The 16,866-nt window shown below is 75.5% G+C and carries 14 protein-coding genes; 10 read left to right on the top strand and 4 right to left on the bottom strand.

What is annotated here, in order from left to right:
* The first annotated feature begins 1 nt into the window (after window position 1).
* The 9 genes from CNX65_RS19585 to CNX65_RS19545 all read left to right on the top strand — a co-directional run bounded on the left by CNX65_RS19585 (window position 2) and on the right by CNX65_RS19545 (window position 9,506).
* Window positions 2–1,282, top strand: coding sequence for an aspartate aminotransferase family protein (locus CNX65_RS19585; protein ID WP_096495048.1), 1,281 nt, complete (start codon window positions 2–4; stop codon window positions 1,280–1,282).
* On the top strand, window positions 1,275–1,802 hold the full coding sequence (locus CNX65_RS19580) for an SRPBCC family protein (protein WP_096495047.1): 528 nt from the start codon (window positions 1,275–1,277) through the stop codon (window positions 1,800–1,802). Before CNX65_RS19585 ends, CNX65_RS19580 begins: the two co-directional genes overlap by 8 nt.
* Before the next feature lie 11 nt (window positions 1,803–1,813).
* Entirely contained in the window at window positions 1,814–2,290 is a 477-nt protein-coding gene (locus tag CNX65_RS19575; protein ID WP_096495046.1) for a hypothetical protein, read from the top strand.
* A 13-nt stretch (window positions 2,291–2,303) separates the two neighbouring features.
* Window positions 2,304–3,482 carry a flavin-containing monooxygenase gene (locus tag CNX65_RS19570; protein WP_096495045.1) on the top strand — a complete coding sequence of 393 codons (1,179 nt, stop codon included), beginning with the start codon at window positions 2,304–2,306 and terminating at the stop codon, window positions 3,480–3,482.
* Window positions 3,482–4,795: an NAD(P)/FAD-dependent oxidoreductase gene (locus CNX65_RS19565; RefSeq protein WP_096495044.1), complete on the top strand. Its 1,314-nt coding sequence runs from the start codon at window positions 3,482–3,484 to the stop codon at window positions 4,793–4,795. Before CNX65_RS19570 ends, CNX65_RS19565 begins: the two co-directional genes overlap by 1 nt.
* Window positions 4,792–6,216 carry a cytochrome P450 gene (locus CNX65_RS19560; protein ID WP_096495043.1) on the top strand — a complete coding sequence of 475 codons (1,425 nt, stop codon included), beginning with the start codon at window positions 4,792–4,794 and terminating at the stop codon, window positions 6,214–6,216. The genes CNX65_RS19565 and CNX65_RS19560 overlap by 4 nt, the downstream gene beginning before the upstream one ends.
* Before the next feature lie 2 nt (window positions 6,217–6,218).
* On the top strand, window positions 6,219–7,160 hold the full coding sequence (locus CNX65_RS19555; RefSeq protein ID WP_096495042.1) for a diacylglycerol/lipid kinase family protein: 942 nt from the start codon (window positions 6,219–6,221) through the stop codon (window positions 7,158–7,160).
* Window positions 7,161–7,165: 5 nt separating this feature from the next.
* On the top strand, window positions 7,166–7,696 hold the full coding sequence (locus tag CNX65_RS19550; protein ID WP_198320515.1) for a flavin reductase family protein: 531 nt from the start codon (window positions 7,166–7,168) through the stop codon (window positions 7,694–7,696).
* A 244-nt stretch (window positions 7,697–7,940) separates the two neighbouring features.
* The gene (locus CNX65_RS19545) at window positions 7,941–9,506 is read left to right on the top strand and encodes an MmgE/PrpD family protein (protein ID WP_096495040.1); all 1,566 of its coding nucleotides are present in this window, start codon (window positions 7,941–7,943) and stop codon (window positions 9,504–9,506) included.
* Here CNX65_RS19545 and CNX65_RS19540 read toward each other — a convergent pair.
* From CNX65_RS19540 to CNX65_RS19525, 4 genes are all read right to left on the bottom strand, one after another.
* On the bottom strand, window positions 9,487–10,998 hold the full coding sequence (locus tag CNX65_RS19540) for a helix-turn-helix transcriptional regulator (RefSeq protein ID WP_096495039.1): 1,512 nt from the start codon (window positions 10,996–10,998) through the stop codon (window positions 9,487–9,489). The two genes, CNX65_RS19545 and CNX65_RS19540, sit on opposite strands and share 20 nt — an antisense overlap.
* Before the next feature lie 777 nt (window positions 10,999–11,775).
* Complete coding sequence (locus CNX65_RS19535) at window positions 11,776–12,681, bottom strand: alpha/beta hydrolase fold domain-containing protein (RefSeq protein WP_096495038.1); 906 nt, start codon at window positions 12,679–12,681, stop codon at window positions 11,776–11,778.
* Between the two features lie 5 nt (window positions 12,682–12,686).
* Window positions 12,687–13,541, bottom strand: a complete 855-nt coding sequence (locus CNX65_RS19530; protein WP_096495037.1) for an SDR family NAD(P)-dependent oxidoreductase — start codon at window positions 13,539–13,541, stop codon at window positions 12,687–12,689.
* Window positions 13,538–15,067 carry a flavin-containing monooxygenase gene (locus tag CNX65_RS19525; RefSeq protein ID WP_232519915.1) on the bottom strand — a complete coding sequence of 510 codons (1,530 nt, stop codon included), beginning with the start codon at window positions 15,065–15,067 and terminating at the stop codon, window positions 13,538–13,540. Before CNX65_RS19525 ends, CNX65_RS19530 begins: the two co-directional genes overlap by 4 nt.
* 184 nt (window positions 15,068–15,251) lie before the next feature.
* On the opposite strand from CNX65_RS19525, the gene CNX65_RS19520 reads away from it, so the two are divergent.
* A complete protein-coding gene (locus CNX65_RS19520; protein ID WP_232519914.1) occupies window positions 15,252–16,787 on the top strand; it encodes a flavin-containing monooxygenase in 1,536 nt (511 codons plus the stop codon).
* Window positions 16,788–16,866 lie beyond the last annotated feature (79 nt).

Here is a 16,866-nt window from a genome sequence, read left to right as displayed (position 1 = left end):
GATGACCGCCACCGAGAAGACCACGCCCGACGCCGCGCGCCTGTCGCAGCTGTACCGGCGGACGATGAGCTCGGGCCGCGCCCGGCTGGCCGAGCTGCTCGGCGGGCACGTCGAGGTCGAGTCCTCCGGCGCCTGGGTCACCACCGCCGAGGGGCGCCGGATCCTCAACGCGGGCGGCTACGGCGTGCTCATCACCGGCGCCCGCCACCCCGTCGTCGTCGCCGAGGTCGAGCGGCAGTTGCGCACCCACCCGATCGGCACCAGGATCTTCCTGGAGCCCGCCGCGGCGCGGGCCGCCGACCTCCTCACCTCGGTCGCGCCCGACGGCCTGGAGCGGGTGCACTTCTCCTGCTCCGGCGCCGAGGCGGTCGAGGCCGCCATCAAGATCGCCCGGCTCAACGGCAGGCGGCACCTGGTGTCCATGACCGGCGGCTACCACGGCAAGACCACCGGCGCCCTGTCGCTGACCGCCAAGGCCGCCTTCCAGGACCCGTTCCGGCCGCTGCTGCCGCACGTGTCCCACGTGCCCTTCGGGGACGTGCTCGCGCTCACCGCCGAGCTGGAGCGCCACCCCGGCGAGGCCTGCGTGATCCTGGAACCGGTGCAGGGCGAGGGCGGCGTCGTCATCCCCCCGCCCGGCTACCTGAGCGCGGTGCGGGCGGTGTGCACGGAGCACGGCGCGCTGCTCGTGCTCGACGAGGTCCAGACCGGCCTCGGCAGGCTCGGGCACTGGTGGGGCGCCGACGCCGAGGGCGTCCGCCCCGACGTGCTGCTGTCGGGCAAGGCGCTGGGCGGCGGCGTGCTGCCGGTCGCCGCCACGCTCGTCACCGCCGAGGCGTTCGCGGCCCTGGACCGCGACCCGGTCCTGCACACCTCCACGTTCTCCGCCGCGCCCATCGCCATGGCCGCCGCGTGCGGGGCCATCCGGGCCATCCGGGAGGACGACCTGGTCGCCCGCGCCGCCGACCTGGGTGCCCGGCTCACCCCCGCCTTCGCGGACGCGGTGGCCGAGCACCTGCCCCACCACGACGTCGCGGTCCGCGGCGCGGGCCTGCTCATCGGCGTGGACTTCGCCGACCCGGCGCTGGCCGCCGACCTGCTCATCGCCTTGGTGGCCAACGACGTCGTCGCGAACTTCTCGCTCAACTCCGACCACGTCGTGCGGTTCACGCCGCCCGCGACCATGCCGGAGTCCGACGTGCACTTCCTCATCGAACGATTCGAGCGCGCGGTCGAACTCGTCGCCGAGCGCAACCCGGAGCACGAGGTGTCCCATGCGTAGCCTGGAGTTGAAGCTCGTCTCGCCGACCGCGGACGCCGATGCCGCCTACCGGCGCATCTCCCGGTTCGAGCGCTACCCGGAGTTCGTCGAGGAGGTCCGCTCCGTCGTCGTGCGCGGCGGCGGCGGCGCCGAGCCCCTGGTGAGCGACTGGGAGATCGTCTTCCGCAGCGGGCCGCTGCGCTGGTCCGAGGTCGACTACTTCCAGCACCACCAGCGGCGCATCGTCTTCGAGCAGCTCAGCGGCGACTTCGAGGTGTTCCGCGGCTCCTGGCAGGTGCGCGAGGCGCACGGCGGCTGCGAGGTCGTCTTCGAGACCACCTTCGACTTCGGCATCCCCAGCCTGGCGGGCGTGCTGGAGCCCATCGCGGCCAAGGTCCTCAAGGAGGGCATCGCGATGATCGTGCACCAGCTGCTCGGCTCCGCCGTCGTCGTGGACGACCCCGCCACCGCCGCCGCCGTCGCCGCGCGCCTGGCCGCCAAGCGCGCGGCCACCGCGGGCGAGCAAGCCCTCGCGGTCTGACGGGGCCCGCTATGGACCACGTGAACCGCTTCGAGAGCAGGACGACGTTCCTGCTGCTGCGCGCCGAGTACGCCGCCGCGATGGTGCTGTGCGCCGCGCTGCTGCTGTGGAACGCCGCCGACGTCGACTGGTACGTCGCGGTCCTCCTGTTCGCCTACATCGACCTCATCGGCTACCTCCCCGGCGCCGTCGCCCACCGCCGCGCGTCCGGCGGCGGCATCCCCAAGCTCTACTACGTCCTCTACAACACGATGCACAGCTTCGTGACGCACGCCGTCGTCCTCGGGCTCTGGGGCGCGTTCTTCGGGCTCCAGTGGGCGATGCTCGCCGTGCCGCTGCACCTGTGCGGCGACCGCGCGATCTTCGGCAACTTCCTGAAGTCCTTCAGCGTGCCGTTCGAGCCCGCCCCGATCCCCGCGTTCACCGAGTTCGACCGGCGCGCCGCGGGACGGGACGCGCCCGGCAGGCAGGCGCCAGAGCACATCTGAGGAGGCGGGACAGGTGAACAGCACGACCTCGAACGCGGGCAACCGCCCGGTCGTCATCGGCGCGGGGCCGGGAGGGCTCGCGGTGGCGTGGGCGCTCAAGGCAGCGGGCCTGGACCCCGTCGTCCTGGACCGCGAGCGGACCGCCTGCTCCAGCTGGGGCAGCTACTACCCGTCGCTGCGGATGAACTCCTGGCGCAGGCTCAGCTCGCTGCCCGGCCGGACGATCCCCGCCGAGTACGGGCCGTGGCCCATGCGCGACGACTTCATCAACTACCTCAAGGCCTACGCCCGCGACCTCGACGCCGACATCCGCTTCGGCACCGAGGTGCGCCGCGTCGACCGCGAGGACGGCCGCTGGGTGGTGCGCACCTCGGCGGGCGACCTGACCGCGCACGACGTGGTCGTGGCCACCGGGCTGCACCGCAGGCCGTTCGTGCCGGACTGGCCCGGCCTGGCCGAGTTCGAGGGCGAGTTCACCCACGCCCGCGACTACACCGTGCCGGGGCCGTACGCGGGCAAGGACGTCCTGGTCGTCGGGGTCGGGCCGACCGGCATCGACATCGCCATCGAGCTGGCCCGCTCCGGCGCGTCGCGGGTGCGGCTGTCCATCCGGCACTTCCCCGTGCTGTTCAAGCTCAGCCCGGTCACCTCCCTGCTCAGCCAGGCCATCAAGCACGGCCCCATGCCGCACTGGTTCGTCAACCGGGTCAGCCTGGCCATGCACCGCGCCCGGTGGGGCGACCTGAGCGGCTACGGCCTGCCCACGCCCACCGAGGGGACCATGGCGGGCACCGCCCGCAGCGGCCACTCCTACGGCTCCATCGACCGCGGCCTGATCCCGGCCATCCGCTCCGGCGACGTCGAGGCGGTCGGCGGCGTGGTCGGCTTCGACAAGAAGGAGGTCCTGCTCGACCGGGGCGGGAGCATCAAGCCCGACGCGGTCATCGCCGCCACCGGCCAGCGCCCCGACATGGAGGGCCTGCTGGGGCACCTGGGGGTGCTGGCCGCCAGGGGCGGCAGGCCGCTGGTGCACGGCGCCCGCACCGCGCCCCACGCGCCCGGCCTGTACTTCCAGGGCTACCGGCTGCCACCCGGCCAGGTCCCGGACATGGCCGTCGACGCCCGCGCCATCGCCCGCGCCATCTCCGGCGCGTCGCGGCTGCGCCTGGCGCTCGCCCTGCGGCGCAGCTGATGGGCGCCCCCGCCACCCCGTGGACGCCCGCGCCCGCCCCGCCCCGCCCGCCGCTGCTCGGCTCGCACCGCTACGACGTCGCGATCGTCGGCGCGGGGCTGACCGGCCTGTCCGCGGCGCTGGAGCTGGTCGAGCTGGACCCCGACCGCCGGGTCGTGGTCGTCGAGGCCGACCACGTCGCCGCGGGCGCCAGCGGCCGGGGCACCGGCCTGCTCGGGCCCAGGGTCGGCCCCGCCCTGACCACCGCGCGCCGCCGCTACGGCGACGACGTGGCCCGCGCGGCGCACCTGTGGTCCACCGAGGCGGTGCGGCACGTCACCGACCTGGTCGAGCGCCACCGCATCCCCTGCGACCTGACCCCCGGCACGCAGCTCGTCGTCGCCGCCGACGCGGCGGGCGCCGAGCGGCAGCGCCGGGAGGCCGACGCCGCCAGGGCGCTCGGCCTGCCGATCACGCTCCTCGGGCGGGACGAGCTGCCCCGCCACGCGCGCGGCGCCCGCTCCGGGCTGCGCTACGGCCCCGCCGCCACGCTCGACCCGGCCGCCCTCACCACCGCGCTCGCCGCCCTGGCGGAGCGGCGCGGCGTCGTCGTGCACGAGCGCAGCCCCGTGCGGTCGGTGCGCGGCGGCCTGCTCGCGACGGTGGCCACCGACCGCGGCGAGGTCGCCGCCGACGACGTGGTGGTCGCCGTCAACGCCTTCGGCGTCGCCCCGTGGGCGCCGCCCGGCGTGCTCGGGGTCCTCGTGCAGGCCGGGGCGACCGGCCCGCTGCCGCCGCAGGCGCTGGCGGAGCTGGCCGGGTTGCGCGCCGAACCGCTCATCGGCGCGGGCGAGCTGTCCCCCTACTACCGGCTCACCCCCGACAGGCGGCTCGTCGTCGGCGGGGGAGCGGTGCGGCGCGGCGCGCTCGGCTCGGCCGCGCCCGCCCCCGAGGCGCTGCGCGCCGCCGCGCGCGCCCTCTCGCCCGCCCTGCGCGCGGTGGAGCTCGAGTCGACCTGGGCGGGCCCGGTGGCGATGACCCGCGACGGCGTGCCCGTGATCGGGCAGCACCCCGACGACCCCCGGATCCACCGCGCGGGCGGCTGCAACGGCCACGGGCTGGCCGTGTCCGCCCACAACGGCGCCCACCTGGCGCGCTGGATCGTCCACGGGCGCCAGGACCCCCTGTCCACCGCGCTGCCGTGGGTGCGCGGCTCCGCGCCGTGGATCCCCGGCGGGCGCCTGGCCGGCCGCGTGCTCGACCGCTACCTGGCGCGCCTGTCCTCGGCGGCCGACCGGCCCACCGCACCCCTCGACGGGGGAGTGCGCGCATGACGACGGACCAGGAGGGGACCATGGGCACCGAAGGACGCGAGCGCGCGGGCGTGAGCGAGCGCCTGGCATCGTCGGCCTCGATCAGCAGGGTCTCGATCGGCGAACCGCTCGACGACCTGCCCCCCGGACCGCCGGAGACGGTGCTGGCGCAGACCATCCGCTTCCGGCTGGGCAGGCAGGACTACCTGCCGCGCACGCACGACCGCTACGGGGACATCGCCACGCTGCGCGTCGTGCCCGGCGGGCCGTTCGTCGTCCTGCGCGACCCCGAGCACATCAAGCAGGTGTTCCGGGGCGCGCCCGAGACCTTCCACGCGGGCGAGGGCAACTCGCTGCTGGTGCCGATCGTGGGGCGCAACTCGATCCTCACCCTCGACGCGCCGCGCCACAAGCCCGCCCGCAAGCGCATGATGCCCGCGTTCCAGCACGAGAAGATCGCCGCGCTGTCCACCGCGGTCGCCCGGATCACCGAGGCCGAGGTGGCGCGCTGGGAGGTCGGCAGGCCCTTCCGGCTGCTCGACCGCGCCTACGCGCTCACCCTGCAGGTGATCGTCCAGGCCGTGCTCGGCGTGGACGACCCGCACCGGTCCGCCGAGCTGGGCGCGGTGCTGCGCAGGGTCGCCGACATCAGCCTGTCCGACATCCTGGTGTGGATCCGGCCGGGGCTCGGCGAGGTGTGGCCGTGGCGCAAGGTCGTGCGCAACCTGGAGCGGGCCGACCAGCTCGTCTACGCGGAGATCGCCCGCCGCCGCCGGGCACCCGACCTGGCCGACCGCTCCGACGCGCTGTCGATCATGCTCGCGGGCGAGGCCGACGACGAGGTGGTCCGCGACGAGATGATGTCGCTGCTCATGGCCGGGCACGAGACCACGGCGGTGGCCATCTCCTGGATCTTCGAGCGGCTGCTGCGCCACCCCCGCGTGCTCGCCAGGCTCCGGGAGAACCTGGACCAGCCCAAGGACCCCTACCGCACCGCCGTGTTCAAGGAGGCGCTGCGGGTGCGGCCGGTGATCCAGAACGTGGCCCGGCGGCTGACCGCGCCGATCGAGCTCGGCGGCTACCGGCTGCCCGCGGGCGTCGCCGTGCTGCCCTCGATCGCCGCCGTGCACACCGACCCCCGGCACTGGGGGGACGACGCGCACGAGTTCCGGCCCGAGCGCTGGCTGGAGCCCGACCCGCCCCTGCACGCCTGGATCCCCTTCGGCGGCGGGGTCCGGCGGTGCATCGGCGCGATGTTCGCGCAGATCGAGGTCGAGACGGTGCTGGCGACCGTGCTGCGCTCGGTCGAGCTGGAAGCGGTCGGCCACGGGGACGAGGGCAGCGCGATGCGCAACATCACCATGATCCCGAAGCGCGGCGCGCGCCTGCGCGTCACGCGCAGGCTCGGCGAGCCCGACTCCCCAGCGGCACGAGAGGTGTGAGCATGGAACAGCGTCTGCGCGTCGTGGCCGTCGTCAACCCGGCGGCGGGCGGCGACGGCGACCGGGTGGTGGCCGCGCTGGAGGCGGTGGGCGCCGCCGACGTCGAGGTCGTGCGCACCACCGCCCCCGGCGACGCCACCGACATCGCCCACAAGCTCGCGAGCGGCGACCGCCCGCCGGACGTGGTCGTCTCGGTCGGCGGCGACGGCACCGCCTGCCAGGTCGCCACCGGCCTGTTCCACGCGGGCGAGGCGGGCCTCCCGGCGCCGCCGCTGCTCATCGCGCCCGGCGGCACCGGCAACTCCGCCTACCGGGGGCTGTGGGACGACCAGCCGTGGGAGCAGGTCGCGGCCACCGCGCTGACCGGCGGCGCCGCCACCCGCAGGCTCGACCTGGCCAGGATCGCGCACAACGGCGACCTGGTGCTCCTGGGCTCCGGCAGCGGGCTGTTCGCCGCGACCCTGCTCGCCATCCGCGGTCGCGCCGAGCGGGGGCGGGAGCTGCTCATGGCCGCCGCGGTGGCCGCCATGGACGGGTACGCGCCCTATCCGGGGCGGGTCACCGTCGACGGCGAGGTCGTCCACGAGGGCGGGGTCGTCGAGACGATCATCGGCGGTTTCCGGCACCGCGGCGGCCTGCTCGACCTGGTGCCCGGTTCCGTGCTGGACGACGGCAAGCTCGACATCACCGTCGTCACGGCCGAGGTCGACATGCGGGTCTTCTCCCAGGCGGCGGTGGGCGGCGACGTCCACGCGGTCCCCGGCGTGCGCGCCGCGCGGGGCGACCGGATCCGCGTGGAGCGCCTGGACGGGCAGCCGCTGCTGTTCGAGCACGACGGCGAGGTCATGCCCGAGGACGCGCCCGCCTGCGACGTCGAGGTGGTCCCGGCCGCGCTCGCGGTGCTGGCCAGCCCCCGGAGCCTGCCGTGGTTCGGCCGGGGGTGAGCGCCGTGACCGGTCTCGTGCCGCCGACCGCGCCCGCCGGGCCGGTCGCGGGCAGCCGCGACTACTACCGCAAGCTCGCGGCGGGCGTGGCGGTGGTGACCGCGTGCGGCCCCTCGGGCTGGTCGGGCAGCACGGTCAGCACCGTCACCAGCGTGTCGCTGGAGCCGCCCGTCCTGCTGTGCTGCCTGGCGCGCGGGTCCCGGACGCTGGAGGCGGTGCGGCACGCCCGGCGCTTCGCGGTGCACCTGCTCGCCGCCGGGCAGGCCGACCTCGCCGAGCGGTTCAGCAGACCGCCCGGCGACCGCACGCGCTTCGCGGGCCTGGGCCGCGAGGTGCTGCTGGTCGGCGGCAGCCCGGTGATCTCCGGGGTGCTGGCCGTCGCCTGGTGCGACCTGAGCTCGGCCGCGGAGGTCGGTGACCACGTCGTGCTCTACGGGCGGGTCGTCTCGTCGCGGGTCGGCCGGGGCGAGCCGCTGGTGTGGCACGCGCGGGCCTACCGGGAGCTGGGAGGGCTGTCCGCGGCGGACGCGGGCTGACCGGGCGGGGACCGGGCGCGGGTCAGGTCCCGCGCCGCGGGCCGCTCACGGCCCAGGCCGCAGGGGCCGCCGCTCACCGGGGCCGCTGCCCGACCCGGCCACCCGCCGGGGACACCGCGCACCCGCACCACCCCCCACCTCGCGCCTCCGCAGGCCGTCCCGCCGCCCGTTCGCGCCACCCGTCCACTCGCGACCGCGTCCACCCGCGACCGCCCGTCCACCACCCAGCAGGGAGCCAGCGACCATGACCGCCACCAGCCCCGCCGGAGCGCGGGCCCACCCCGGCGCCCCGGCCGACCCCTCGACCAACCCCCCGACCGGCGAGGCCGTCCCGCTGTCGGCGGCCCTCGCGTCCTGGGCGCGCTCGGTGACCCTCGCCGACATCCCGCCCGCCACCCTGGCCGCGGCGCGCAGCCAGCTCGTGTCCAACCTCGCCGCCGTGCGCGCCTCGATGGCCCACCCGGTCGGCCGCGGGCTCGTGGCCGCGTTCGGGCCGCCGCTGCAGGCCGACCCCGGCCGCTCGGCCTACGTCCTCTCGGCGCTGGCGACCGCGCTGGACTTCGACGAGGTCGCCTACTCGGGCCACGTGTCGGCGGGCGCGGTGAACGTGGCCGTCGCCGAGGCGATCGCCCTCGGGCTCGACGGCGGCTCGCTGCTGACCACCCAGGTCGCGGCCAACGAGTGCGCGGCGCGGATCTCCGCGGCGACGATCCTCAGCCCGTTCTTCCGGGGCCAGACCAACACGCACTGCCACCTGGCCGCCGCCGCCTCGGCCCGGCTGCACGCGCGCGGCGCCTCGCAGCCGGAGTGGGTGGCCGCGCTCGGGCTGGCGCTGGGCGTCCTGGCCGTCCCGCTGCACCACGGCGTGGTCACCAGCGACGTCAAGGCCTTCACCGCCGCCGCCCCGGTCCGGCTCGCGCTCGACGCGTGCGACGCCGCCTCGGCGGGCCTCGCCGGGTCGCCCACGATCCTGGAGGACCCCGAGGGGCTGCTCGCGCACCTGTCCGCCGTGCCGCTGCCCGACGCGGTCGTGGCGGGCCTCGGCACGCGCTGGCACACCGACACGCTGACCTACAAGCGCTTCCCCGGCAGCGCCTACCTCCACGCCGCCGTGGACTGCGCCGAGTCCCTGCGCCGGGCGCTCGGCCCGCTCGACGTCCGGGAGGTCGAGCGCGTCGTGGTGCACGGGTCGCTGCTGACCTGGCAGCTGGAGCGCAAGGTCGCCCCCCACCTGCGCGGCCCGCGCACCGGGATGCCCGCCGCGACCCTCTCGGTCGGCTACGCGGTGGCCACCATGCTGCTCACCGGGGGTTTCGGCCCCGACGACCTGCACGGGGCCGCGCTGGCCGACCCCCTGCGGTGGGAGCTCGCGGCCAAGGTCGTCGTCGAGCACGACTGGCGGCTCTCCGAGCGGATGGCGCGGGCGACCTCGCCCCTGGGCGAGGCGCTGCGCCAGGCGGGGGACCGCGCGAGGACCTGGCCGGACCTGCTGGCCTGGGGCGAGGCGGCCACCAGCCTGCTGGCGGGCCTCGGCGCGCCGGAGACCACCTTCGCCGAGGCGACCATGGCCATCGGGGCCAGGGTCGAGGTGGAGCTGGCGGGCGGCGGCGCGGCGGCCGAGGAGAGCGGGTCGGCGATCGGCGCTGCGGGCCCGGCGACCCGGCGCGACCACCGCGCGATCGTCGGGCGCAAGTTCCTGGACGCGGGCGGCACGCCGGAGGCGCTGGCCGGGCTGGAGCGCCTTGACCTGCTGGACGCCGGGGAGAGCGCGCGGGTGCTGGCCGCGGCGCTCAGCCCGGCCGATCGGTGACGGCGACCTCGTGCCCGCGGTCGAGCTGGGCGATGATGCGGCCCAGCGCGCCCCTGGTGGAGATCGACAGCTTGCGGAAGATGCCGCGCAGGTGGAAGTTCACGGTGTGCGGGGACAGCCCCAGCTCGGTCGCGACCTGCTGGTTGGTCATGCCCCTGCCGACCAGGCGCGCTATCTCGTCCTCCCGCTCGCTCAGCTCGGGCAGCCGAGGTCCCGGCCCTGGCCGGGCGCCCTCCTCGGGCGGGGGAACCCCGGCCACCGAGGCCGCCGCCCCGAGCGCCGCCCCGACCGCCGCGAGGAGCGGCGCCTCCCCGGCCGGGCCGAACACCCCCGCCTGCTCGGCGCCGGTCCCGGCGGTCGCAGCCCCAGTCCCCGCAACCCCAGTCCCCGCAGCCGGGCGGGCGGGGGCCCGGCGGGTGCCCGGCTCGGCGTCCAGCGGCATCGACACGTCCAGGCGCCCGCCCCCGAACACCGCCCGCGCGTAGGCCGCGGCCGTCTCCAGCGGGGGGATCTCGCGGTTGCCGCGCACCAGCGCCTCCACCGCCGCCACCGAGCGCTCGGCGAGCAGCCGGTCCCCGGCGCGGCGGGCCAGCGCCACCAGCCACGCGGGCCGGGTGAGGTCCTCGATGAAGCACGCCGACCGGGTGCCGAGCCGGTCCCACGAGGCGTGCGCCAGCTCGGCCGCCGCCCGCGCCCCCTGGCCCGCGGCGACCAGCGCGATCTCGGCGAACGCCGCCCGCGCCACCGAGTCGGGCAGCACGTAGTGGGTGCGCAGCCCGTCGAAGGACGCCAGCGACCCGGCCGCCGCGTCCAGCTCGCCCAGCGCCAGGTGCGCGGCGGCGGTCACCGAGAGTGCGAGCTTGACCGCCACCCGCGTCCCGCGCTCCTCGGCCACCCGCAGCGTCTCCCGCGCGCGGCGCAGCGCCCGCTCGTACTGCCCGGATTGCAGGCACAGCGGCGTGCTCAGCCCCTCCACCAGCGACTCGAACGCGTGCAGTCCGTAGTTGTCGACCAGGTCGCGCATTTCGGAGATGGTTCGGCGCGCTTGCTGGGAAACGTGGATGTCGGTCAACTTCTTCGCCATCATCATGTTCGTGTACAGGCGCCACACGGGCGCTTCGTCGCGTGCCTGGTGGACCGCCGACTGGTTCAGCAGCAATCCCTTGAACAGGCTCCCCGAATGCCAGTGGTCGGCCGACTCCAAGGATGTGCAGATCACCTTCAGGGCACCGTGCGCGGGCTGCTCTCGATTGATTGCCGCGGCACTGCGGGATGCCGCTCTCTGGTCTTCCAGCGAGATCAGCAGTAATTGGAAGGCCAGCACCTCGCTGTAGGCGCGCTGCGTGGTGTCCAGTTCGCCCAGGGCGGCGTTGACGGAGGACAGGGTGGCTTCGAGATCTCCCCGGATGAACGCGAGGTTGGCCTCGTTGAGCTGCTGCGCGGTTTCCTTGCGGATGATGTCGGTGTGGCTCGCGGCGATCAGGTAGAGCACGTCGCTGATCGAGGAAGGCGTAGAAGGAATCGACCCGCTCGACGTGGTCTCGCTATCCGCAGACCGGGTCGCTTCTCTATTCGGCCCTTTCACGCGAGAACTCCTAGGTCGTGAACCGGGGTGAATGCTCGCCGGTCAGTAAAGCACAGGGGGTAGCGGGCGTCATGTGAACTCCGATGGGGTGTTTTTGGCGCTGGCGAGATATCGCCGTGACGTGCTATGGCGGGAGCGGATGTCGACTCCTCGGACAAGTGCCGCAGATACCGAGCGCGCCTCGCGATACTATTACGCTCCGTCTGGAATTGGTTCGGAGCCGAATTTGGTCCTCAGGGGGATGTCCTGCCCAGCGCCCGCGTCCGGGTGGCGGTACGGCGACGCGCCGCGCGGGCGCTCGGTGGGCCGTTCGGTCACTGCGGGTGAGGAGCGGCGGCGGGCGCGGGTCCGGCGGGGCGGACGGGCGTCGCCGCGCGGGCCGCGGGCCGCGGGCACGGGGGATTCGCCGCTTTTCCGCCGGCGTGGGGTACGGGAAACCGATGCGGGTGACCCGCGTCCAGGGGGCGTGGGGCGGGGCTGCCGTGCGGTGCCCCGCAGTCGTGAGCGGGGTGTCGCGCCGGGGGAGGGGCGTGCGGGTGGATCACGGGGAGGGCGGGGCCACCCGCGCTTCCCGGCGGCCGGGTGGCCCGGGAGCGCCCCCGACGCCCACGCCGTCCACGGCCGCGTTGTCCGGTGCCGCGTTGTTCGGGGCCGCGCCGTCCACGACCGCGCCGCCCCGCCCGATCACCCGCGCCCGGCGCGCGGGCGGGGAGCGGTCAGGTGCTCCACGAGGAACGCCGCGACGTCCCGGACCGACTCCTCCGCCTCGCGCACCAGGCCCGCCTGGGCCTGCGCGGCGTGCCACAGGTCGGCGCGCTCGACGTAGGCCAGCGGCACCCCCGCCCGGCGCAGCTCGCCCGCCAGCCGCGCGCACTGCGGGTGCAGCAGCTCGCGCGGGGCGGTGAACAGGTACGTGGGCGGGAGCCCCGCCATCGGCCCGCGCAGCGGCGCGTACCGCGGATCGGACGGGTCGCCGCCACCCAGGTACGCCGCGCCGCAGGCGAAGCCCCACGAGCGGCTGACCACGGTGTCCCTGCGCCGCTCGGCGCGCAGGGCCGGGTCCACCCACGGCGAGAGCAGCGCCAGCGCGGCGGGCGCGCCCCGCCCGCGCGCCACCAGCTCCTGCGCGGCGGCCAGCGCGATGCCGCCGCCCGCCGAGTCGCCCGCCAGCGCCACCGGGCCGCGCCCCAGCCCGGCCAGCGCGTCGAACGCGGCCACCGCGTCCCGCACCGCCGCCGGGCACGGGTGCTCCGGCGCGAGCCGGTAGTCCAGCAGGTGCACCGGGCGGTGCGCGGCGCGCGCCAGGTGCGCGGCCAGCGACCGGTGCGTCGCGGTCGAGCCCACGGTGAAACCGCCGCCGTGCAGGTACAGCACCGCCCCGCGCCCCGAGGTGGGGCCGACGGTGACCCGCTCGGCGGGGCGCCCGCCCAGCTCCAGCGCGGTGACGGCCGTGCCGCCGGGCAGCGGCTGCGCCCGCGCGGCCACGTCGAGCAGCGCGCGCTGCGCCCGCCACGGCAGCCTGCGGCTCAACATCACCCGGTAGCCCGCGTGCAGCAGCGCCCGAGCCAGCGGCAGGGGGAGCGTCGGCATCCCGCTCACCCCCGCTTCGGCTTCGGCGGGGCGAGAAACCGGGAGAACCACGCGCCGAACCGCTGGTAGGCGACCGGCGACAGGCGGCCGAACAGGTCCAGGACCCTGGCGTCCGGCCCGACCAGCACCCGCGGCCTGCCGCGCCGCACCCCGCCGAGGATCACCCCGGCGGCCCGCTCCGGGCTGGTCAGCGCGAACCGCCGGTCGAAGTTGGCGGCCAGCGCCCCGGCGTCCAGCCCCTCGGCGGCCCTGGCGCTGCGCGCCACCGCGGTCCGCACCCCACCGGGGTGCACGCAGGTCACCCGCACCGGGTGGCGCGCCACCAGCATCTCCTGGCGCAGCGCCTCGGTGAACCCGCGCACCGCGAACTTCGAGGCGTTGTAGGCGCTCTGCGCGGGCATGGCGATCAACCCGAACAGGCTGGACACCGTGACCAGCCGCCCGTCGCCGGAGGCGATCACGTGCGGCAGGAACGCCTTCGCGGTGTTCACCACCCCCCAGAAGTTCACGTCCAGCACGCGCTCGACGTCCTCGAAGCTCTCCGCGGCCACCTCGCCGTAGTAGGCGACGCCCGCGTTGGCGTAGACCTGGTCCACCGCGCCGAACCGGGCGACCACCTCGCCCGCCCAGGCCAGCACGTCCTCCCGCTCGGTCACGTCCAGCCGCCGGGTCGACACCTCGGCGCCGCGCGCCCGGCAGCGCTCCGCCGTCGCCTCCAGCCCGGCCCCGTCCACGTCGGACAGGGCCAGCCGGGCGCCCCGGCCCGCCAGCTCCACCGCCAGCGCCCGGCCGATGCCCGACCCCGCCCCGGTGATGGCCGCGACCCTGCCCGCGAACCCGTCCCCCGTCCCGCCGCTCACGCGGCCCCCTCCCCGCGCAGGTGGTACGCCTCGGCGTCGAACTTCCTGGTGACCCGCCGGAACCCGAAGGTGAAACCGGGCCACAGCGTGGTGTTCTCCCCGTGCTTGTCCAGGTACCAGCTGGAGCAGCCCCCGGAGTTCCACACCGACCCCGCCAGCCTGCGCCGCAGCAGCCGGGAGAACGCGGACTGCGCCTCCACCCGCACCTCCACCGACCGCAGCCGCCGTCGCCGCATCGTCGCGAGCGCGTCGACCAGGTAGTTCACCTGCGACTCGATCATGAAGATCATCGAGTTGTGGCCCAGCCCGGTGTTCGGGCCCACCAGCAGGAACAGGTTGGGGAAGCCCGCGACGGCCGTGCCCTTGTAGCACTGGCGGCCCACCTCGTCGAACACCTGCCCCAGGCTCGCGCCGCCCGCGCCGAAGACCCGGCGGTAGACGGGGGAGTCGGTGACCTGGAACCCGGTCGCCAGCACGATGGCGTCGGTCTCCCGCTCGACCCCGTCGGCGGTGACCACCGACCCCGGCCGCACCTCGGTGATCGCCTCGGTCACCAGCTCCACGTCGTCCCGGTTGAACGCCGGGTGGTAGTCGTTGGACAGCAGCACGCGCTTGCACCCCAGGGCGTAGTCCGGGGTCAGCCGCGCCCGCACCGCCGGGTCGCGCACCTGCGCGCGCAGCCGCGCCACCGCCAGCAGCTCCACCGCCTTGAGCAGCGGCGGGAACTTGGCCAGGCCGACGACCTGCGCCTCGTGCGCCCAGTAGATCGCCAGCCGCGCCAGCCGCTGGAGCGCGGGGACGCGCCGGTAGGCGGCGCGCTCCAGCGCCGAGTAGCGGCGCTCCAGCCGGGGCAGCACCCACGGCGCGGTGCGCTGGTGCACCCGCAGCCGCCCGACCCGCCCGGCCAGCGCCGGGACGATCTGCACCGCCGAGGCCCCGGTGCCGATCACGGCGACCCGCTTGCCCGCGAGGTCGGTCCCGTGGTCCCAGCGGGCGGAGTGGAACACCGGCCCCGCGAAGGAGGCGATGCCGGGCACGTCGGGCAGCGCGGGCTCGCACAGCGCGCCCCACGCGCCCACCAGCACCTCGGCGCTGTACCGGCCGTTCGTGGTGGTCAGCTCCCACCGCGCCGCCTCGCCGCTCCAGCGCGCCTCCAGCAGCTCGCAGCCGAAGACGTGCCGGTCGGCCACCCGGTGCCGCCGCGCGACGCCGACGATGTAGTCCTGGATCTCGGCCTGCCCGGAGAAGGACCGGGTCCAGTCCGGGTTCGGCGCGAAGGAGTAGGAGTACAGGTGCGACGGCACGTCGCACGCCGCGCCGGGGTAGGTGTTGTCGCGCCAGGTGCCGCCGACCCGGTCACCGCGCTCCAGCACCAGGAAGTCCTCCTCGCCCCCGGCGCGCAGCCGGATCGCGGCGGCCAGGCCCGCGAGCCCGCCGCCGACCACCGCGACGCGGGTGTGGCGGACGGGTTCTCCCACCGCGCCCTCGGGCGCGCTCTTCGGCTCGTGCGGTTCTGCAGGGCTCACCGTGGCTCAGGCTCCCGTCGCACCGGTCCCAACGACGCCACCCGATGGTGCCCGCCGGTCCTGACGGGGCGCTGACCCGCGCCCCGCCCGGTGGACAGCGCCGTTTCAGGCGCGGTGCGGATGATCGGGGCGCGGTAGCGGGCAGGCCCGCCCGGACCCGGCCGAGCAGGTGAGGAGAGCGCTGGTGGGATCGACGCCGACGGAACCGGTGGCGGCGCAGTCGCCGGACGTGCTGATCGTGGGAACCGGGCTGGCCGGGCTGGGCATGGCGGTCAAGCTCCGCGAGGCGGGGCAGACCGACTTCGTGATCCTGGAGAAGGCCGACGACGTCGGCGGCACGTGGCGCGAGAACACCTATCCGGGGTGCGCCTGCGACGTGGCCAGCATGATGTACTCCTACTCCTTCGCGCCCAACCGCAGCTGGACGCGCACCTACGCGGGGCAGCCGGAGATCCTGGACTACGTCAAGCGCGTGGTGAAGGACCGCGGGCTGGACCGGCACATCCGCTTCAACACCGAGGCGGTGTCCTACGAGTTCGACGAGGCCGCCGACCGCTGGACGGTGCGCACCGCAGCGGGCGAGGAGTTCCGCCCGCGCGTGGTCGTGCTGGCCCACGGCGCGCTGCACGTGCCGAACGTGCCGGACTTCCCCGGCCTGTCCGACTTCACGGGCGAGGTGTTCCACTCCGCCCGCTGGGACCACTCGGTGGACCTGAGGGGCAAGCGGGTCGCGGTCATCGGCACCGGGTCCAGCGCCGTGCAGTTCGTCCCGGAGATCGCCGGGGTCGCCGGGCACGTCGAGGTCTTCCAGCGGCACGCGCAGTGGCTGCTGCCCAAGGCCGACCGGCCGCTGACCCGGTTCGAGCACCGGCTGTTCGCGCTCTTCCCGCCCGCGCAGCGGTTGTACCGGCTGTTCGCCTACTGGACCCACGAGCTGCCGGTGCTGGCCTTCCTGCACCCGCGCCTGCTCAAGGTGCTCCAGGCGGCCTCGCTGCGGATGCTGCGCAAGCAGGTGCCCGACCCCGTGCTGCGGGCCAAGCTCACCCCGGACTTCACCATCGGCTGCAAGCGCGTCCTGCTGGCCAACGACTACTACCCGGCGCTCCAGCGCCCGGACGTCGACCTGGTCACCGAGGGCATCACGGGGTTCACCGAGCGCGGGATCAGGACCGAGGACGGGCGGGAGCACGAGGCGGACGTGGTCGTGCTCGGCACCGGGTTCTCCACCGAGAACCGCTGCGCGAACGAGCGCATCGTCGGCGCGGGCGGGCTGACCATCCAGGAGGCGTGGCGCGAGGGCATGACCGCCTACCTGGGCATGACCGTCGCCGGGTTCCCGAACCTGTTCATGCTGATGGGCCCGAACTCCGGGGGAGGGGCGCAGTCGATCCTGTTCGTCATCGAGGCGCAGCTGCACTACGTCGTGGAGTGCCTGCGGCTGATGCGCCGCCGCCGGGCCACCCGCTTGGAGGTGCGCGCGGACGTGCAGCGCGAGTTCAACGACCGGCTGCACGCCAAGCTCGCCAAGTCGGTGTGGAACACCGGCGGGTGCCACAGCTGGTTCCTCGACAGCACCGGGCACAACCGGCAGTCCTGGCCGGGCACCGGGACGGGCTACTGGCGCGCCACGCGCCGCCCGGACCCGACGGCGTTCGCGCTCGGCGACGCGTCCGGTCGGGACGTCCTGCCGGGGGTGCCCGAACCCACCGGGACGCGCTGACGCGCACCTGGTTGCTGATGAAATACGGTCGGTCGTATGCTCTCCAGCGTGCTGGGGCGCCCCCGCCCGAGAGGGGGGA

Source organism: Actinosynnema pretiosum (assembly GCF_002354875.1).
Taxonomy (GTDB): Bacteria; Actinomycetota; Actinomycetes; order Mycobacteriales; family Pseudonocardiaceae; genus Actinosynnema; species Actinosynnema auranticum.
This window is presented reverse-complemented; position numbering and strand designations above follow the sequence as displayed.